This window comes from Mycobacterium sp. URHB0044 (genome assembly GCF_000620625.1).
Classification (GTDB): domain Bacteria; phylum Actinomycetota; class Actinomycetes; order Mycobacteriales; family Mycobacteriaceae; genus Mycobacterium.
Window position 1 is genome coordinate 26,351 of the sequence record NZ_JIAW01000021.1, and the last position, 18,776, is coordinate 45,126.

Annotated in this window: 21 protein-coding genes; 8 read left to right on the forward strand and 13 right to left on the reverse strand. The window is 66.8% G+C overall.

The window, feature by feature from the left end; all coding sequences use genetic code 11:
• Positions 1–35: 35 nt before the first annotated feature.
• The gene (locus N536_RS0129585; protein WP_029116922.1) at positions 36–1,265 is read right to left on the reverse strand and encodes an amidohydrolase family protein; all 1,230 of its coding nucleotides are present in this window, start codon (positions 1,263–1,265) and stop codon (positions 36–38) included.
• 128 nt (positions 1,266–1,393) lie between these two features.
• Positions 1,394–2,026, reverse strand: a complete 633-nt coding sequence (locus N536_RS0129590; protein ID WP_029116923.1) for a TetR/AcrR family transcriptional regulator — start codon at positions 2,024–2,026, stop codon at positions 1,394–1,396.
• A 90-nt stretch (positions 2,027–2,116) separates the two neighbouring features.
• On the opposite strand from N536_RS0129590, the gene N536_RS0129595 reads away from it, so the two are divergent.
• Positions 2,117–2,998: an acyl-CoA thioesterase II gene (locus tag N536_RS0129595; RefSeq protein ID WP_029116924.1), complete on the forward strand. Its 882-nt coding sequence runs from the start codon at positions 2,117–2,119 to the stop codon at positions 2,996–2,998.
• A gap of 1 nt (position 2,999) precedes the next feature.
• On the opposite strand, the gene N536_RS0129600 is transcribed toward N536_RS0129595, so the two are convergent.
• The 6 genes from N536_RS0129600 to N536_RS0129625 all read right to left on the reverse strand — a co-directional run bounded on the left by N536_RS0129600 (position 3,000) and on the right by N536_RS0129625 (position 8,460).
• The gene (locus N536_RS0129600) at positions 3,000–3,827 is read right to left on the reverse strand and encodes a mycofactocin-coupled SDR family oxidoreductase (protein ID WP_029116925.1); all 828 of its coding nucleotides are present in this window, start codon (positions 3,825–3,827) and stop codon (positions 3,000–3,002) included.
• Complete coding sequence (locus N536_RS0129605; RefSeq protein WP_029116926.1) at positions 3,824–5,398, reverse strand: NAD(P)/FAD-dependent oxidoreductase; 1,575 nt, start codon at positions 5,396–5,398, stop codon at positions 3,824–3,826. The genes N536_RS0129600 and N536_RS0129605 overlap by 4 nt, the downstream gene beginning before the upstream one ends.
• Complete coding sequence (locus tag N536_RS0129610) at positions 5,395–6,009, reverse strand: TetR/AcrR family transcriptional regulator (RefSeq protein WP_036438092.1); 615 nt, start codon at positions 6,007–6,009, stop codon at positions 5,395–5,397. The genes N536_RS0129605 and N536_RS0129610 overlap by 4 nt, the downstream gene beginning before the upstream one ends.
• Before the next feature lie 144 nt (positions 6,010–6,153).
• Positions 6,154–6,573, reverse strand: coding sequence for a hypothetical protein (locus N536_RS0129615; protein ID WP_029116928.1), 420 nt, complete (start codon positions 6,571–6,573; stop codon positions 6,154–6,156).
• A 437-nt stretch (positions 6,574–7,010) separates the two neighbouring features.
• Positions 7,011–7,544 (reverse strand): DinB family protein, encoded by a 534-nt coding sequence (locus tag N536_RS0129620; RefSeq protein WP_029116929.1) that lies wholly within the window; start codon positions 7,542–7,544, stop codon positions 7,011–7,013.
• Between the two features lie 19 nt (positions 7,545–7,563).
• Positions 7,564–8,460: a neutral zinc metallopeptidase gene (locus N536_RS0129625; protein WP_029116930.1), complete on the reverse strand. Its 897-nt coding sequence runs from the start codon at positions 8,458–8,460 to the stop codon at positions 7,564–7,566.
• 84 nt (positions 8,461–8,544) lie between these two features.
• Here N536_RS0129625 and N536_RS0129630 point away from each other — a divergent pair, with 84 nt between their 5' ends.
• Complete coding sequence (locus N536_RS0129630; protein ID WP_029116931.1) at positions 8,545–10,032, forward strand: carboxylesterase/lipase family protein; 1,488 nt, start codon at positions 8,545–8,547, stop codon at positions 10,030–10,032.
• On the opposite strand, the gene N536_RS0129635 is transcribed toward N536_RS0129630, so the two are convergent.
• Both N536_RS0129635 and N536_RS0129640 read right to left on the reverse strand, forming a co-directional pair.
• Positions 10,026–10,544, reverse strand: coding sequence for an SRPBCC family protein (locus N536_RS0129635; RefSeq protein ID WP_029116932.1), 519 nt, complete (start codon positions 10,542–10,544; stop codon positions 10,026–10,028). The two genes, N536_RS0129630 and N536_RS0129635, sit on opposite strands and share 7 nt — an antisense overlap.
• A gap of 32 nt (positions 10,545–10,576) precedes the next feature.
• The gene (locus N536_RS0129640; protein WP_029116933.1) at positions 10,577–11,464 is read right to left on the reverse strand and encodes an oxidoreductase; all 888 of its coding nucleotides are present in this window, start codon (positions 11,462–11,464) and stop codon (positions 10,577–10,579) included.
• A gap of 77 nt (positions 11,465–11,541) precedes the next feature.
• Here N536_RS0129640 and aspS point away from each other — a divergent pair, with 77 nt between their 5' ends.
• Genes aspS through N536_RS0129665 form a run of 5 tightly spaced genes read left to right on the forward strand, consistent with a single transcriptional unit; the run spans position 11,542 to position 15,635 of the window.
• Positions 11,542–13,371, forward strand: coding sequence for an aspartate--tRNA ligase (gene aspS, locus N536_RS0129645; protein ID WP_029116934.1), 1,830 nt, complete (start codon positions 11,542–11,544; stop codon positions 13,369–13,371).
• Positions 13,372–13,803 carry a nitroreductase/quinone reductase family protein gene (locus tag N536_RS0129650; protein ID WP_029116935.1) on the forward strand — a complete coding sequence of 144 codons (432 nt, stop codon included), beginning with the start codon at positions 13,372–13,374 and terminating at the stop codon, positions 13,801–13,803.
• Between the two features lie 37 nt (positions 13,804–13,840).
• Entirely contained in the window at positions 13,841–14,272 is a 432-nt protein-coding gene (locus N536_RS0129655; RefSeq protein ID WP_029116936.1) for a nitroreductase/quinone reductase family protein, read from the forward strand.
• Positions 14,269–15,183: an LLM class flavin-dependent oxidoreductase gene (locus tag N536_RS0129660; protein ID WP_029116937.1), complete on the forward strand. Its 915-nt coding sequence runs from the start codon at positions 14,269–14,271 to the stop codon at positions 15,181–15,183. Before N536_RS0129655 ends, N536_RS0129660 begins: the two co-directional genes overlap by 4 nt.
• 29 nt (positions 15,184–15,212) lie before the next feature.
• A complete protein-coding gene (locus N536_RS0129665; protein WP_029116938.1) occupies positions 15,213–15,635 on the forward strand; it encodes a nitroreductase family deazaflavin-dependent oxidoreductase in 423 nt (140 codons plus the stop codon).
• 63 nt (positions 15,636–15,698) lie between these two features.
• Here N536_RS0129665 and N536_RS0129670 read toward each other — a convergent pair whose 3' ends face one another.
• On the reverse strand, positions 15,699–16,883 hold the full coding sequence (locus N536_RS0129670; protein WP_029116939.1) for an acetyl-CoA C-acyltransferase: 1,185 nt from the start codon (positions 16,881–16,883) through the stop codon (positions 15,699–15,701).
• Positions 16,884–16,978: 95 nt separating this feature from the next.
• Here N536_RS0129670 and N536_RS0129675 point away from each other — a divergent pair, with 95 nt between their 5' ends.
• Positions 16,979–17,458, forward strand: a complete 480-nt coding sequence (locus N536_RS0129675; RefSeq protein WP_036438129.1) for a helix-turn-helix domain-containing protein — start codon at positions 16,979–16,981, stop codon at positions 17,456–17,458.
• Positions 17,459–17,478: 20 nt separating this feature from the next.
• Here N536_RS0129675 and N536_RS0129680 read toward each other — a convergent pair whose 3' ends face one another.
• Positions 17,479–17,820, reverse strand: coding sequence for a hypothetical protein (locus N536_RS0129680; RefSeq protein ID WP_155948794.1), 342 nt, complete (start codon positions 17,818–17,820; stop codon positions 17,479–17,481).
• Between the two features lie 127 nt (positions 17,821–17,947).
• Positions 17,948–18,769, reverse strand: a complete 822-nt coding sequence (locus N536_RS0129685; protein ID WP_029116942.1) for a BtpA/SgcQ family protein — start codon at positions 18,767–18,769, stop codon at positions 17,948–17,950.
• Between the last annotated feature and the right edge of the window lie 7 nt (positions 18,770–18,776).

Consider the following 18,776-nt stretch of genomic DNA (forward strand, 5'->3'; position numbering starts at 1 on the left):
CTACCACCACTACGCTCGCAACGGTCGGGCGGTTCTCAGGTCAGGACGAGCGCAGGCACGTCTGGCTTGTGGACGATCTTGTTGGGCACCTTGAAGAGGTTGACCATGTTGCCGCCCATCACCTTTCGGACGCCCTCCTCGTCAAGGCCGTTGCGCTCGAGGTCGTCGACCAGGTTGATCGGGTCGGACAGTCCTTCGGGATGCGGCCAGTCCGAGCCGAACATGATGCGGTCGATGCCGCACAGATCGGCCATCTTCTTGAAATCGTCCTCCCAGAACGGCGCAACGTACACGCAGCGCTTGAACGCCTGGATCGGATCCTCGGGGAACGAGTCCGGCATCTTCATGAAGACGTCCTTGAACTGGTAGAACAGGTACGGCACCCAGGACGCGCCGTTCTCGACCGACAGGATCCGCAGATCGGGGTTGCGGGTCAGGGCGCCGTGACAGACCAGTGCCGCCATGGTGTCCTCGATGGGCCGCTTGCCCATCGCGACCATGCGGAACGAGGTCGGGGCGAACGGCTTGAATTCGTCGCCGGGTTCCCAGTCGTTGAGGTACTGGGAGTAGCCGCTGTCCGAGGCGTGCATGGAGACCGGGATGCCGGCCTTCACGCAGGCGTCCCAGAACGGGTCGAATTCCGGCAGGCCCAGCGAACGGCTGCCGCGATAGCCGGGCACCGGCGCGGGGCGGACCAGGACGGTCTTGGCGCCACGCTCCAGGCACCACTCCAGTTCCTCGAGCGCGCGATCGACGACACCCAGGTTGATGACGGGCGTGGAGAAGATGCGGTCCTCGTAGTTGAACTGCCACGTCTCGTACATCCACTGGTTCAGCGCGTGAACGATGTCGAGGATCAGGTCGGGGTCGTCCTTCAGGCGCTCCTCGACGAGGCTCGCCAGCGTCGGGAACATCAGCGTGTAGTCCAGGCCGAGCCCGTCGAGCACCTCGAGGCGTGCGGCCGGGTTGCGGAAGGCGGGGATGGCCTTCATCGGCTTGCCCATCACCTCGCGGTAGCTCTTGCCGCCGCTGCCGTGCTTGAAGTAGTCCTCCTGGGCGCCGGGTCGGGCGACGACCTCGAACGTCGGGTTGGGGATGTAGTCGCTGACCACGTTGCGAACCATGATCTTCGTCCGGCCGCGGACGTCGATGTAGTCGATGACGCCCTTGCGGTTGTCCGGCAGGAATTGCGTCAGCGCTTCCTTGGGCTCGTAGAAGTGATTGTCGGCGTCGAATACGGGATAGGACAGTTCGCGGGATGGCATGTGCGCCTCCTGAGAGTGGTGTTGTGCGGAAGTGGTAATGACGTTACCACGCTGGGTGCAGAGACGTCACCACCCTGGATGCAGGCACGGTAGGAAGGGTGATCTTGCAGTTCAGAGGGGGTCCGCGGTCACTTTGCGAGTGTGCGGATGCAAAACGTGAAGATGTGCCCGCCTTCGATGGGCACCCCGTTCAGTTCGGCGCCGAGTACGCGCAGGCGCATGGCGCCCAGCACGGTCTGCATGATCAGTGCCGCAGTGGTGTCGACGTCCACGTCGGCGACGAAGGTGCCCTCGTCGATCCCACGGGTGATGATGTCGCCGATGAGCTGGTGCAACGGCGACAGCACCCGCGCGTATTCGCGTGGCAACGACTCCGCGAGGTGGTCGTTGTAGAAGGTCAAGCCGCGATTGATGCTGTCCTGCGTGGACGTCGACGCCGGCGCGCTGATCTTCTCGATCAGCCGCTGCAGCGCGGTCGTGGCGTCGAGGCCGTCCGTGGCCGCGCGCCAACTCAGCGTCGACTCCGCCATGATCTTCTCGATCAGCGCCAGCAGCAACTCGTCCTTGGTGGAGAAGTGCTGGTAGAACGACCGCAACGAGGTCTTCGAGCGTTCCACCACTTCGAGCACCGTGAAGTCGGTGCGGCCGGTCTCGCCGAGGATCGCCAGTGCCGATCGCATGAACCGGCTGGCGCGGGACTCCTCGTCGACCGCGCCGCCGTCCGCCGCGCCGGCAGTCGAGCGTCCCGTGGGCTTCCCCATGAGAATGACGTTACCGTTTTTGCAGAGGCTGTGGTGAGCTTGCGGCTACCACGTCAACGAACGTCACTCACCGAAAGAGGTGCCAGCATCATGACCACGGAATCCGATCAGTTTCAGTGGACCGTCGACGGCCTACTCGACCTGTTCGACGTAGCACCCGACGGCGTCGACCGGTTCATCGGTCAGACCGGCATCGCGGCCGCCGACGAACGTCAGGTCGTGGAGGGCACGCAGGTGCTGGCGCAGGCCATCGTGGCGGTGGCCAAGCGCTTTCCGGAGAAGTCCGTGCGTTCTGCCTCCGCGGTATTCGCGCGCGCCGTCGTGGTCGGCCCGCCGGTCGAACTCGCCGTCGACGTCGTCGCCGAGGGCCGCACGACGGCGACCGCGGTCGTATCGGTCGTGCAGAACGGCAAGCGCTGCATCACCGTGACGGTGTTCACCGACGTGCCGTCCGGCGACGTGATTCGCCACCACCTGCCCCGCCCCGACGTGGCGTCGCCAGCCGACGCCAACCACGCCGAGATGCCGATGATCGGGCGCCAACTGCGCCTCGTCGACGTCGTCGACGTCAACAGCCCCGACGAGGTGGGCCCCCCGGAGTTGTTCGCCTGGCTGCACTACGACCCGACGCCGTCGCGCGATGACCTTGGCAAGGCACTGGTCGCGTACTTCACTGGGCACCTGGGTATTTCGACGACGATGCGTGCGCACGAGGGCATCGGCACCAGTCAGGCGCACCTTACGGTGTCCACCGCGCCGATGACGATCTCGGTGAGCTTCCACGAGCCCTTCGGTTGGGACGGCTGGATCCTGTACACGCACGAGAGCACACAGGTGGGGGCGGGCATGTCGTACGTGCGCGGCGCGGTACACACCGAGTCCGGTGAGCTCATCGCGTCGTTCGCTCAGGACGCCATGATCCGTCCGCTGCGCACCACGGACACCTCGATAGACGCGTCGGCGCGGCTGTAGCTCAGATCTTCAAATATCCCTTGTCCGCCGGGATTTGAGCCGCGGTCAGCAGGGACGACGCATCGCTGGCGAGCCACACGACGATGTCGGAGATGAGGTCGGGCGCGGCCAATGAATCCGTCGGCAGGGCGCCGGGGGAGTAACTGTGGATGTAGTGCGGGTGATCCTGGAACACCTTGTACATCGACAGGTCGTTGCCCATCGGCGTGTCGGTACCGTACGGATGAACCGAGTTGACCCGAATCCCGAACTCGCCCAATTCAACTGCCAGCGAATTGGTCAGCCCGACGACGCCGAACTTACTGGCGCAATAGTGTCCGCAACCGGGTACCGCCTTGATGCCCGCCGCTGAACTGATGGTGATGATCGACCCGCCGTTGCCGGCCTCGATCATCGATGGGACGGCGGCCTTGATGGTGTGCCACAGCCCGGTGAGGTTGGTATCCAAGGTCTCCTGCCACTGCTCGGCCGAGATCTCCCACAGTCGACCCCAATTCAGCACACCGGCGTTGGCCACCACGATGTCGAGGCGCCCGAACTGCTCGATCGCGTCGGCGATCACCCGCTGCTGGCCTGCGGCATCGCGCACGTCGACGGTTCTGGCCAGGATCTTGCGGCCCTCGCCCTCGACGAGGTTCACCGTCTCGGCGAGATCCTCTGGCGTCGCCGGCTCGTAGCCGTTGTGCTCCGCGACCGGTCCGCACGCGTCGATCGCGACGACGTCGGCGCCCGCGCGCGCGAGCCGCACGCAGTGCGAACGCCCCTGCCCGCGGGCAGCTCCGGTCACATACGCGACGCGGCCGGCCAGCGGAGTGTCGGTGTCGGTCATGCCAGTTGCTCCTTGGGTAGCGGCACGGGCGTCGTGCGCACGGATCGATGGGTGAACTCGTAGTCGGACAGCGGTGAGCGGCGGGCGAAGCGCCGCGACCCGGTGATGGTCTGGGGTCGGTGGTACACGGTGTCGTTCTGCGAGTTGATGAAGTACGTGCGCAGGCCGAGACTGCACTCCGTGAAGTACAGATGGGCCGTCTTGCCGCGGCGTGCCATCGTCTCGTTCCACCGGTTGAACGCATCCTGGCTGACTTCGGCGACGCCGGCGCCACGACGCCGGGTCTCGTCGATGATCCGCACGGCATGCGCGGCCGTGGTCTCGACGTAGTCGAGCCACGCGAAACCGACGAACCCCAGGGGCCCGACGATCTCCCAGCGGTTCGGCAGCCGCGGGTGGGCCGAGCCGCCGTAGCTGTGCAGGCCGTGGGCGCGGTAGTACTCGGCCAGGTCGAAACCATTGGCGCCCAGCACGGTTCCCGGCCGGTAGGTCTCGGGGTCGGTCCACAGCTCGTACCCGGTGGCCAGGACGAGGAGGTCGGCGCGATGATCCCGGCCATCGACGGTTCGTACGCCGTCGGAGGTGATCCGCTCGATGGGCGTGGTGACGAGGTGGGTGTTCGGATTGTTCAGAGCGGGAAGGAACGTGCTGGAGATGACGGGCCGCTTGGCCATGATGCCGTAACGGGGCACCAGGGCGCGCCGGGTGGCGGGGTCGTGCACGACGGTACGTAGGAGCAGGCGGTACAGCGCCCGGCAATACGCGTCGTAGAACGGCATGAGCCGAACCAGCACGCGTTCCGGAAGGCGGGAGAAGACGTGCACGATGGGTGCCACCATCGCGGCGTCCATCAGCGCCCGGCCCGCCACGTTGACGGCCGCGACGACGCCGGGCAGCCGCAATGCCTTGCGCATCAACGGCGGAATGTCGAAGTCGACTTTCGGCAACACCCAAGCCGGTGTGCGCTGGTAGACCTCGAGGACGGCGGCGTCGGCGGAGAGGGCGGCTGCGATCTGCACGCCGCTGGATCCGGTACCGACGATTGCGATCCGCTTGCCGTCGGTTTCGTAGGTGTCGTCCCACGCATTCGGTCGCATGATGGTGCCCGCGAAGTCCTCGACACCGTCGATGTCGACTGACTCCTTGGCGTTGACGTAGCCACCCACCGAGCTGATCAGGAACCGCGCCGTGACGTCGGGCCCACCCTCGATCTTTAGCCGCCACACGCCGTCGGCGTCGGCCCACCGTTGTTGAATTACTTCGGAATTCGGCTGCAACCGGTCGTAGAGGCCGAGCTTGGTCGCGGTGTCGCGCAGATAGCGGTGGATCTCGGGTCCTGGTGCGAAGAACCGGGTCCAGTCCGGATTCGGCGCGAAGGACAGCTGATACCACAGCGTGGGAATATCCACGGCCAGGCCGGGATAGTGGTTGTCCCGCCACGTGCCACCGAAGTCGTCACCGCGTTCGATGATGACGAAGTCCTCGATGCCCTTCTGCCGCAACAGGTGTGCCGCGGCGATGCCACCGGGTCCGGCGCCGATGATCGCGACCTCGTAGTCGGGCTGGCTCATGTGGTCCTTCCCTGTCGGATTCCAGTCAACCCGGCCACGATGTGGTCGGATACGAATCGCTTCACCGATCGCGGACTGTCGAGTTTGACGCCAACCGGCGGCAACAACTCGAAGCTCAGCAGTATCCGCACGATCCACTCGCTGGCCCTGGCCGGATCGACGTTGGCACCGACCTCGCCGGAGCGTTGGGCGCTGCGTACGAGCGGCTTCCACAATTCGATGGCTCGGTGGACGAGGTCGTCACCGATGTTGCGCAGCAGCAGGACGACAATGCTCTCGTTGATGCCGCGCGGTGGGACGGAGTCCGAGTTCTGACGGTGCGCGCAAATCAAGACCGCAGCGGCGGAGACCTTTTCGGTCAGGTTCTCGACCTTGTCGACCTCGTTGCGCATGGCGTCGATGAACTGCGCCGCGAGGTGATCGAGCGCGATTTTGATGGCTTGGTCGCGGCTTCCGAAGGCGTTGTGCACCGTGCCCCGTGAGACGCCCGCTGCTTCGGCGACCGAAGTGAGGCTGAACTGCCGAGGGCCCATGCGCCGCAACGTGTCGGTGGCGGCGGCAAGCAGTGCCGGGGATACCGCCCTGGCGGGTGGACCCGCCGTCGCACGCATTTGAACACATTAGCGACATGTGTTCAAAGTGGTCAATGGGCGGGTCGGGTGAGAAACGAACATGGACACCGCCTGTGGCGGTGTCCATGTTCGGGGGGACGTGCTACCCGGTTCGCGGGCGGGGTGTCCCTTCTTCGTGCCGCGTTACGGAGTTCCGGCGACCTGATTGATCGCGTTGCCGACCGCGGTGCCGGTCTGCGAGATCGCGTTCGTGCCCGCTGTGCCGGTCTGAGTGATGGCGTTCGTGCCTGCGGTGCCAACCTGGACCTGCCCGTTGCCGATCGCGGTGCCGACCTGAGTGATGGCGTTGGTGCCTACGGTGCCGCCGTTGACCTGTGCGGTGCCCAGCAAACCGCCGAGGCCGCTCAAGACATTGCCTCCGAAGACGCCCAGGTTGACCAGGCCGGGAGTGATCTTGTTACCGGTGTTCGTGACGACGTTCTGATCGGCCGACGCCGTTCCGGCCGAGCCGAGCGCCAGCGCGGCACCCAGTGCCACGGTGCCGGTGGCCATGGTGGCTGCGGCGAAGAACTTGCGTGACGTTTTCTTGTACTGCTGGCCCATGATTTTCTTCCCTTCAGCAATTCTGTACCCGACGTCAGAGAAGTTACCACGCGTGGTGCGGATGTGTCTCTAGGGATTCGATGTGAATTTATCTGTTCATTCGACGGTCGCCATATGGTTTGCCTGCAGTTCGGTTATTTCCGCTGGCTGTGCAGTTCATCGGGTTGCCAACTGGGCTGGTTGGATCTCTATGGGTTCGCTGGTGTAGGTGGCCGGTTGATGTGCCCGAGTGCTGGCGATGCGCATCGAGAGGTTCTGAAAGATTGCTGAGCGAAACAGTCAGCAAACTCACAATGACGGCCATTCTGAGGTGCCCGCCGCAGGTGGCAGCGAACCCCGGGGTAATCGGATGATGCCGTCGTCGCGTCGTTGAGCCGACCAGAACGGCAGGGCTCGTCCGAAGGGCAGGACGCGCGCCGGCGTGGCCTGCGACCGGATCAACGAGCCGGGGTGACGTCCCAGCTGTGGTGCACGACGTCGTGGAGGTGGTAGACCGCGATCGACGCCACGGTGAACTCGCTGCCATTGCTGCGCAGGCCGCGCCGCGCCCAGGCGTCGTCGGGAACCGTCGCATAGGTGTGGGCCACGGCGTCGGCGGCCGCGACCAGCTCCGCCGCGACGGTTGCCGGGTGCTGGGCGGCGTAGTCGTCGGCCACGGCCGTCTCGTCCTGATCCCAGTTGGGGAACAGCGGTTCTTCCTCGTTGAGCATGAGTCGCACGCGACGGTCGAAGATCCGGTGTACGTCGCGGACGTGGCAGCCGTACTCCAGGACCGACCAGATTCCGGGGCGGGGCCGGTCCGTCGCCCCGCGGCGCGCCAGCCGCGCGGGCCAGTCGGCCGCGTCATGGCGGAGGCGTTCCGCGACGTCGGTCGGGTGTATCGCACTGGCGTCGAAGCCGCAGTCCGGGCAGGGTCGGTCCAGCACCCAGGTCCAGTCCTTGGTGTCGGGTTCCAGGTCCTCGTTGGTCATCGCGGCGCGGGAACCAGGCTCAGCCGAGGTCGCGGGCGGAGAACGTGTCGCACTTGTTCGGATCGCCCGTCTGGTAACCGGTGGTGAACCACTTCTGACGCTCGGCTGACGAACCGTGCGTCCACGATTCGGGGTTCACCCGGCCCGTCGTGGACTGCTGGATCCGATCGTCGCCGACGGAGGATGCGGCCGAAAGGGCATCGGCGATGTCCTTGTCCGACAACGGCTCCAGGAACGGCACGCCCGTGCTCTCCTGCTTGGTGATGGCCGCGTAATGCGCCCACACGCCCGCATAGCAGTCGGCCTGCAGTTCGGTGCGCACGCCGTTGCCCTCGGCGCCGCCGGGGCCCTGTTGTGCGCGGCCGAGGACGCCCTGCAGGTCTTGGACGTGGTGGCCGAACTCGTGCGCAACGACGTACTCCTGTGCGAATGGCCCACCGCTGGAACCGAATTGCGAAACGAGCGTGTCGAAGAACGTGGTGTCGAAGTAGGCGGTCTTGTCGCCAGGGCAATAAAACGGGCCGACGTCCGTCGTCGCCGGGCCGCACGCAGTGTTGACCGATTGGCTGAACAGCTCCACCTTCGGCCTGGTGTAGCCGTCCAGCAGTTGCGACCACACACCATCGACGGAGTTGCCCGTCGCCACGACGCGGCACTGCACGATGTTGTTGGCGTCCGCGCCCGTCTTGCACTGACTGAGATCGAAGCCGGGAGCCTCGACGCCCTGGGAGTCGTACTGGCCCGCGCCTTCCTGCGGAAGCACCGTGCTGGGATCGACGCCGAGGAACAATGCGACCACGACGATCAGCAGTCCACCGAGTCCGCCCCCGATTGCGATCCCGCGGCCTCCGCCACCGCCTCCGCCGCTGCTCGACGTGGTGCTGGTGTCGATCTGCATACCCTCGTTGAAGGTCATCAAGCCGCTCCGTCCGCGTCCGTCGACAGTTCGCCGCAAGGCTGGGCGCCAGCCGGGTTCAGCTTCCCACACTACGATTCAAGGGTGGCCGCCCCGAGCGAAACCGCCGAACTCTCGACCGTCGCGCAGACCTCCAGCGGACTGCTGCGGGGTACCACGGAGGGCGGCGTCAACGTGTGGCGCGGCGTCGCCTACGCCGAGCAGCCCGTCGGAGAGCGCCGCTTCCTGGCGCCGCTGCCGCCGCAAAAATGGCGCGGCGTGCGCGACGCCGTCGAACACGGGCCGTTGCCCCCGCAGGGCCGGTCGTTCGTTGGGGGAGGAAGGGATGATCCGAAGATCCGTGACGAGGCGTGTCTGACGGTCACGGTGTGGTCGCCGGACCCGACCGGGTCGTTGCCCGTAATGGTGTGGATTCCCGGTGGCGCCTTCGTGTACGGCGCGGGTCAGTTGCAGCTCTACAACGGATCCCGGTTGGCCCGCAACGGCAACGTCGTCGTCGTCAACGTGACCTACCGGCTCGGTGTCTTCGGCGGTTTCGAGCTCAGCGACCTCGGCGACGGTTTCGACGACAACCTGTGCCTGCGCGACCAACTCGCGGCGCTGCGCTGGGTGCACGACAACATCTCCGCGTTCGGCGGTGACCCGGACCACGTCACCGTGTTCGGCGAATCAGCCGGTGCGACATCGGTATTGGCGTTGCTGGCGAGCCCCGCCTCCGAGGGCCTGTTCAGCCGCGCGATCGCGCAGAGCCCGGCCTTGCCGCTGATCGCCGACCGCGAGACCCGCGCCCGGCAGGCCCGACGCTTCGTGGAGCGGCTCGGGGTGGGTGTCGACGAGATCAAGTCGCTGCCGCAGCGCCCGCTACGTCGTGCCGCGGGCCAGCTGCAATCCGACAGCGTGGCCACCAGCCCGACCCTGGCGTACGGGCTGACCTACGGCGTCGATCTGCTTCCCCGCCACCCGATCGAGGCGGCCCGCGCGGGAGCGGTGTCCCGGATTCCGCTGATCATCGGCGCCAACACGCACGAAGCGTCGATGTTCGCATGGGGCAAGCCGCCCATGTTGCCGACCACGCGGGACAGCATCGACGCCTACTTCGCCCGCACGGCCCCCGAAGCCAAGGCGCGGGTGTTGGCCGCCTACCCGGGTTATCCGCGGCGTAGTGCGCTGGTGGCCATCGGATCCGACGCCATGTTCTGCGCGCCCGCCTGGGCGTTCGCCGACGCGTACAGCGCGCACGCCCCGACCTACGTGTATCGCTTCGACCACGCGGCGTGGAGCCTGCGCGTGCTCGGGCTGGGCGCCACCCACGGCAGTGAGATCGTGCACGTTCAGCACAGCTACTCGTCGTATCTGGGCCGCAAGATTCACCCGCTCGGGCGTCGGGTGCAGCCCTCGGTGGGACGGCGGATGCAGCGCACGTGGCTGAACTTCGCCACGGGGGAGTTGGGTCCGGAATGGCCGCGTTACGACGCGGAGCAGCGCCGCACCCGAGTCATCCGATCGAGCCGCGACGACACCGTGGCCGACCCCGACGCCCCTCGGCGTGAGGCGTGGGGCGGCCTCTACTGATCAGCCGCCCTGGTGGCGTAGCGCTCGTGGCCATACCGCCGCAGGTTGTGCAGGAAGCGTTGAAAGAGCCAGGCCATCAACGGCCGACCCAGCGTCATCCCGAGCCGGCCGGCCACACCCTTGGGCTTGATCGCCATCACCCACGTCAGGTGGCAACCGCCGGGCGTTCGAACCACCCGGTAGTCCTCGGCGAACGCGGAGATGGCGTCAGACGTGCTCTGATTGAAGCGGAAGGCCATGTGGGAGAACGGCTCCCATGCGAGGAACTCCTCATCGCCGACGATGCCGCCGCGCATGCTGACGGTGCGGGTGGTGCCGACGCCACGTGGCTCCGGGCTGGTCCACACCACCTTCGTGATGACCGTCGCCCAGTGCGGCCACGACTCGGCGTCCGCGAGCACCTCAAACAATTGCTCGGGGCTGATGGCCAGATTCACCGTGCTGACGAATCGGAACGGGGCGTCGTCGATGAAGTCGAGGCCGACGGGTTCACAAGGATGGGTCTTCGCCATGGGTAGACAGCCTAGGGTCAGGTGTCTACCCGTCAGCCGGGGCCGTCGCCGGCGGCGGCGAGCAGCGGCACCAGCACGTCGCTGATCGGTGTCGACAGCCCGTGCTGCGCGGCCTTGCGGCGGATGACGCCGTTGCGGATGTCCCACTCCAGCGGCCGACCGTGCTCGCGGTCGGTCAGCATCGACGTGGTCAGGTCCTCGGGCGCCGCGCTGAACATGTCGAGGATCTCGTCGACCGTGCCATCGTCGAGACCGGCGCCCTCCGCCCGAGCCACCGCCAGGCATTCGGTGAGGTAGTCGCGGCCAAGGCGGGCGACGTCGGCGCGGCGGAACATTCCCGACTTGCGCCCCGTCAGCACCATCAGCCCGGCGACGGCATTGACCAGCAACTTGTGCCAGGCCGCGTCGACGAACTCCGGATGGTTCTCCACCACGAGACGAGGCCCCCGCAGGATCTGCGCCAGCTGCCGGGACGCCTCGTCATCGGGCAGTACGAGCCGCACCGACGTGCGCAGCCGAACCCAGCCCTGCGGCTGCGTCTCGGCCGAGAACCACACCACGCAGGGCACCACCGTCGACGAGGGGCAGTACCGGCCCACCCTCTCGACCTGCTCCACACCGTTCTGCAGCGCGCACACGACGGTGTTCGCATCGCAGAGTCGAGCCAGCCACGCCGCCGCGTCGGCGGTCTGGGTGTCCTTGACCGCGAGCAGCACCACGTCGACCGGCCCCTCGACGCCACTCGGATCGGTCCGCACTTGGCCGGGCACCACGATCGGATCGCCGTCGTCCGGCCTCACCTCGATCGACGCACGGGGCGTGCGCCCGCACACCAGCACGGGGTAGCCGGCGTCGTGCACCAACGCGGCGACGGTCGCGCCGATCGCGCCCGGTCCGACGACCGCGATGCTCGTACCCACGATCGCCAAAATACCGGCCAAGGCCGCCCCACTACACTGTGGCAGTCCTCGTCTCAGGCCTTTCCCAGGGAGTTTTCGTGTTGCGCAGCCATGCCGCCGGTTCGTTGCGGTCGACCGACGCCGGCCAGAAGGTGACGTTGGCCGGGTGGGTGGCGCGCAGGCGCGACCACGGCGGCGTGATCTTCATCGACCTCCGCGACGGTTCCGGAGGGCAGGAGCGCAGCGACCCGGGAAGTTGGCAGGGCGTGGCGCAGGTGGTGTTCCGCGAGGTCGACGTGCTCGAGCAGGCACACCGGCTGCGTGCTGAGTTCTGCATCGCGGTGGACGGCATCGTCGAGACCCGACCCGAGGGCAATGCCAACGCCGACATCGCCACCGGCGAGATCGAAGTCAACGCGACGTCGCTGACGGTGCTGAGCGAGAGCGCGCCGCTGCCCTTCCAACTCGACGAGACTCCCGGTGAGGAAGCGCGGCTGAAATACCGCTACCTCGACCTGCGTCGCGAGGGCCCCGGAAACGCAATGCGACTGCGCTCCAAGGTGAATGCCGCCGCACGCGGTGTCCTGGCCGACCACGACTTCGTCGAGATCGAGACGCCGACACTGACCCGGTCGACACCCGAGGGCGCCCGCGACTTCCTGGTGCCCGCGCGGCTGCAGCCGGGATCGTTCTACGCATTGCCGCAGAGCCCGCAGTTGTTCAAGCAGCTGCTGATGGTGGCGGGTATGGAGCGCTACTACCAGATCGCGCGGTGCTACCGCGACGAGGACTTCCGTGCCGACCGTCAGCCCGAGTTCACGCAGCTGGACATGGAGATGAGCTTCGTCGACTCCGACGACGTGATCGCCGTGTCGGAGCAGGTGCTCAAGGCGCTGTGGGCGCTCGTCGGCTACGACCTGCCCACCCCGATCCCGCGCATCGACTACGCCGACGCAATGCGGCGGTTCGGCTCCGACAAACCCGATCTACGGTTCGGCGTCGAGCTCGTCGAGTGCACGGAGTACTTCTCCGACACCACGTTTCGCGTGTTTCAGGCGCCGTACGTGGGTGCCGTCGTCATGCCGGGTGGCGCATCGCAACCGAGGCGCACACTCGACGGCTGGCAGGAGTTCGCCAAGCAGCGCGGCCACAAGGGTCTCGCCTACGTGCTGGTCGCCGAGGACGGCACGCTCGGCGGGCCGGTCGCCAAGAACCTCACCGACACCGAACGCGACGGTCTCGCCGCCCACGTCGGCGCAAAGCCGGGGGACTGCATCTTCTTCGCGGCGGGTTCTGCCAAGGCGGGACGCTCCTTGCTCGGCGCCACCCGCATCGAGGTCGCCAAGCGACTGGACCTGATCGATCCGGCGGCATGGGCGTTCACCTGGGTGGTGAACTGGCCGCTGTTCGAGCCGGCCAACGAGGCCACCGAAGCGGGCGACGTCGCCGTCGGCTCCGGCGCATGGACCGCCGTGCACCACGCGTTCACCGCGCCGAAGCCCGAATCCGAGGCCACGTTCGACACCGATCCGGGCAGTGCGCTGGCCAACGCCTACGACATCGTCTGCAACGGCAACGAGATCGGCGGCGGCTCGATCCGCATCCACCGCCGCGACGTCCAGGAACGCGTCTTCGCGATGATGGGCATCGACCACGACGAAGCGCAGGACAAGTTCGGATTCCTGTTGGACGCGTTCACCTTTGGTGCGCCCCCGCACGGCGGCATCGCGTTCGGCTGGGACCGCATCACCGCGCTGCTGGCCGGCGTCGACTCGATCCGCGAGGTGATCGCATTCCCGAAGTCCGGTGGTGGCGTGGATCCGTTGACCGATGCGCCTGCGCCGATCACCCCGCAGCAGCGCAAGGAATCCGGAATCGACGCCAAGCCGAAGAAGGACGCCGACGCAGTGCCGACGACCGGAGGATGAGTGGCTGACAAACCCGACCTCGACGAACTGAACGCGATGAACGCGGACGTCGTCGCGCAATTCCGCGCCAACGGCGGCAACGTCAGTGGACCGTTCGAGGCCGCCACCGTCGTTCTGTTGACCGCAACCGGTGCGAAGACGGGCACGCGACGGATGACGCCGCTCGTGTCGTTCACGGTCGAGGGCAAGATGCTGATCATCGGGTCGTACGGCGGAGCAGACGTCGATCCCGCGTGGGTGCACAATCTGCGTGCCAACCCGCAGGCACACGTCGAGGTGGGGACCGAAGCCTTCGATGTCATCGCCCGTGAATTGCCACGTGAGGAGCGCGATTCGGTGTTCGCTCAGGTCGTCGACGTCGCACCGGGCTTCGGCGAGTATCAGGCCAACACCAACCGGGTCATCCCGCTGTTCGAGCTCAATCGCGCCTGACCGGAATAGACGCCATGTCGAAGCAGCTTGAAGAGGCATGACCGAACGACCCGACCCCGAGGCCATCAAGACGTTCAATGCCAGAATCGTCGAGGAGTTCCGCACCAACGACGGCAAGGTCGGCGCGTTCGGCGGTGGCGAGATACTGCTGCTGACGACCACCGGCGCGAAGTCCGGTGAGCCGCGGATGTCGCCGCTGTCCTGCCGGCGGATCGACGGCAAGCTGTTCGTCATCGCCGGGTTCGGCGGCGCGGACGTCAACCCGGCGTGGGTGTACAACCTGCGCGTGAACCCTGATGCGCACGTGGAGTTGGCCCGTGAGTCGTTTGACGTGACGGCGCGCGAATTGTCGCCCGAGGAGCGCGCGGACTTTATTCCGAAGGTCGCGGCCGTCTCCGGCTTCGCGGAATTTCAGGCGAAGACCAGCCGCGTCATCCCGATCTTCGAACTGGAGCGCGTCGAGCGATGACAGTCCCGCTGCGCGTGGGGATCATGTTGCCCAGCCGGGAGACCGCGATGACGGGCAGGCACGACGCGCGCGGTCTCGTCGACTTCGCCAGGACCGCGGAAGCCGCCGGATTCGACTCCGTGTGGATCGGTGATTCGCTGTTGGCGCGTACGCGTGCCGAGCCGTTGTCGATCCTCGCCGCCGTCGCCGCGGTCACCGAACGCGTGACGCTGGGGACGGCCGCGATGATCGCGCCGCTGCGTCACCCGTTGCTCGCCGCGGCGCAGGCTGCAACGGTCGATCAGTTGTCCGGCGGTCGGCTGATCCTCGGGCTGGGAGCCGGAGCGCCGCTACCGGAAAGTCGCCGCGAATTCGACGCGGTGGGAATGCCATTCGGCGGTCGCAGCGCCCGCCTGGACGAGGCAGTTGCCCTGTGGCGGCGGACGTGGGACGGCCAAGGAGAATTCGCCGACGCGTTGCCCCCGGCGCGGTCGGGTGGGCCGCCGGTGTGGCTGGCCGGCGGCGCCTCCGCAAAGGTCATCGAGCGCGTGGCGAGCACCTATGACGGCTGGTTACCGTATCTGCCCGACGCCGATGAGTACGGCCGCGCGTGGGACCAAATCCGCTCTGCCGCCGCGCGCGAGATCACGCCAGCGCTATATGCCACCGTCAACATCACCGACGACAAGGCAAGCGCGGACAACGAACTCGATGCGTATCTGCGTGCGTACTACGGCCATCCTCTCGACGTGATGCGCCACGTGCAGGCGATCCGCGGCGGCTCCGTGCAGGAGTGCCTCGACTGGCTGGGGCACTACGTCGATGCCGGCGCACAACACCTGATCCTGAGGGTCGGCTCGCTGGGCCCGCGCCCTGAAATGATCGCCGATGGGCTGCTGCCCGCGTTGCGGTCGCTGGCGGCGCCGGAATAGGCGACGGGCCGGGGCGGGTTGATCGGGCCATGACCGAGATATCAGACTTCAAGGCGTTCAACGCTGGCGTCGCCGACGAGTTTCGCGCCAATGGCGGCAAGGTTGGCGGCCCGTTCGAGGGCATGACCCTGTTGTTGTTGACGACGACCGGCGCCAAGTCGGGTCAACCGCGGGTGTCGCCGCTGGCGTACCTGACGATCGACGGCAAGATCATCATCGTCGGCTCGAAGGGCGGTGCCGATACACACCCGGATTGGGTGCACAATCTGCGGGCCAACTCGCAGGCGCACATCGAATTGGGCACGGAGGACTACGACGTCATCGCCCGTGAGCTGCAGGCGGGCGAGCGCGAAGAGGTCTTCCCGAAGGTCGCCGCAGCGGCGCCGGCGTTCGGTGAGTATCAGGTCAAGACGAGCCGGGTCATTCCGCTGTTCGAGCTGAACCGCGCCTAACCCCCTGCGATTTCGGCGTGTTCCGTAACGCTGAGGTTGACGGAACACGCCGAAATCGCTGCTCTACAGCCGCTCGATGATGGTGGCGTTGGCCATGCCGCCGGCCTCACACATCGTCTGCAATGCGTACCGTCCGCCACGCTGTTCGAGCGCGTTGACCATGGTCGTCATGATGCGGGCACCGCTGGCCCCCAACGGATGTCCGATCGCGATGGCGCCACCGTTGACGTTGGTCTTCGAAAGATCGGCGCCGGTGTCCTTCGCCCAGGCCAGCACGACGGGAGCGAACGCCTCGTTGACCTCGAACAGGTCGATGTCGGCGAGTGTCAGGCCGGCGCGGGCCAGCACCTTCTCCGTCGCCGGGATGACGCCGGTCAGCATGTACAGCGGGTCCGACCCCGTCACCGTCATGGTGTGAATGCGCGCCAGCGGCTTCAGTCCGAGGTTGCGGGCCACCGCTCCGCTCGTGATCATCACCGCGGCGCTGCCGTCGGACAGCGGCGAGCTGTTGCCCGGCGTGATGTCCCACTTGATCTGCGGGAACCGCGCCGCGTACGCCTCGTTGAAGAAGGCGGGCCGCAGTCCGGCGAGCGCCTCGACGGTGGTGCCGGGACGGATGGTCTCGTCGGTGGACAGGCCTGCGATCGGCGCCAGCTCGTTGTCGAACAGGCCCTCCTTGGTCGCGCGGGCGGCCTTCTCGTGGCTGGCCGCGGAGAACTCGTCGAGCTCGGTGCGCGACAGGCCCCACTTGGCGGTGATCAGCTCGGCGCTGATGCCCTGCGGCACCAGGCCCTCGGAGTATCGCTCGCCGAACGCCTTGCCGAACGGGTCGCTGCCCGGCAATACCGCGCTGCCCATCGGCACCCGCGACATCGACTCCACACCCGCCGCGATGACGATGTCGTAGGAGCCCGCGAGGACACCTTGGGCGGCGAAACTGATTGCCTGCTGGCTGCTTCCGCACTGGCGGTCGACGGTCGTACCGGGCACCGTCTCCGGGAACCCGGCGCCGAGCACCGCATTGCGCGCGATGTTCACCGACTGGTCGCCGACCTGAGTGACGGCGCCGGCGATGACGTCGTCGACCTTCGCAGGGTCGACGCCGGTGCGGGCGATGATCTCGCGCAGACTGTGGGCGAGCAGGTCGGCGGGCAGCACGTCGTGCAGCGCTCCGTTGGCCTTGCCCTTCCCGACGGGGGTGCGTACGGCGCCAACTATGACGGCGTCGCGGTCCGAATATTCGGCCATGGAATCCTCCTGGAACTCGTCGCTGAGTACTGCCCTATATACTTAGATGTAACACCTAGGTCTAGTGACAACAACCCAGCGATGGAGTGATCTACATGACAGTCCTGCAGGGCGCCCTCGCCGATCGCACCACCTGGTCCGCCGTCGGCCACTGCCCGGTCGAGAAGACGATGGCGCTGGTGGGCACCAAGTCGGCGATGTTGATCATGCGCGAGGCGTACTACGGCACCACGCGATTCGACGACTTCGCGCGCCGCGTCGGCATCACCAAGGCGGCCACGTCCGCCCGGCTGTCCGAACTGGTCGAGGCCGGTCTGCTGGCGAAGCGGCCCTACCGCGAGCCCGGGCAGCGCAGCCGCGACGAGTATGTGCTCACCGACGAAGGAACCGACTTCATGCCGGTGGTGTGGGCCATGTTCGAGTGGGGCCGCAAGCACCTCAACGACACCAAGCTGCGGCTGACCCACCAGGACTGTGGAGCCGAGGCAACCGTCGAGATCCGTTGCGCGGAAGGCCATCGCGTGCCGCTCGACGAACTGGCCGTCCGGTACGAACGGACTCGCCGCGCGCAGTAGCCCGGCCGCCGAACGCGCCGCTAGAAGCCGTGGTCGTGGATCTGTGTGGACACCGGCGTTGGATCCGACTTCAGATCGATGCCGTGGACGTCCTTCACCCGGTCGCGGAACCACTGACTGAACTCGTCGTCGGATGACGTGATGCCCTGCATGGCCGTCGGTATGTCGTCGGCCTCCAAGAACACGACGTCGACGGTCCCGTTGGGTGTTTCCTGCTGCCACACCATGTGCCGGGTCAAGCCGTGTTTCTTCCAGACCGCCTCGTATTCCGCCCGGCGGGCTTCCCCCATCTCTGCCAACCAGTCACGATCTGCTTGAGCCTTTCCAGGCAGGACCGGAACCACGAAGCCAATTGCAGCCATGATTTCCCCCTAGTGTCGCGCAATCATGGGGCGAGCGTATGCCCGTCATTCCCCGCTCGGGACGCTATTTGCGCTGCCGCCCCTAAATGGCAAATGTGCCACCGTGTTGGCGCTCCTGGCGACGCCGTCAGGTTAGCTGCTCGCGGAACTTTCGCGCCTGTGCCATCAGCTCTTCCACGCGCGAGCGCTGCGCGGGATTCTCGAACACGCCGTCCCGTTTGAAGTACGTGCCCACGATCGCGCCGTCGGCGATGTCGAGTTGGTCGGCCACGTTCTCGGCCCGCACGCCCGTGTTCACGAACACCGGCACGTCGCCCGCGGCTGCCTTGACCACGCGCAGTGCGTCGGCATCCGTCGGTGCGCCCGCGGTTGCACCCGATACGCAGATCGCGTCGGGAAGCGTCGCGAAGACCGTCGTGCGGGTGATGGACCCGAGGTCGCGCGCCGCGAGATAGGTGGCCGACTCGGGAACGATGTTGAAGAACAACTTCACGCCCGCACCGCCGACCCGGACGCGGTGCCGCGCCACTTCGCCGACGTTGGTGTCCCACAGCCCGAAGTCGCTGGCGTACACCCCGGTGAAGATCTCCCGGACGAACTTCGCACCCGTGGCGACGGCCAGGTCGATCGAGGCCCGGCCGTCCCACAGCACATTGACGCCGTAGGGCACCTGCAGTTCCGGCAAGAGTTCGCCGATGATCCTCGCCATCGTGATCGCGGTGATCGGTTCGGTTTTGGTCAGGTACGGCAGGCTGAATTCGTTGGAGATCATCACGCCGTCCACGCCGCCCGATTGCAGGGCGTCCAGTTCCTCGCGGGCGCGATCGACGACGGCAGCGATTCCTCCCGCGCCGTCGTATCCGGGGTCGCCGGGCAGGGCGTTGAGGTGCAGCATGGCGATGACGGGCTTGCGGGTATTGAAGACCTCGTCGAGCCAGGTGGTGGTCACGGTGTGC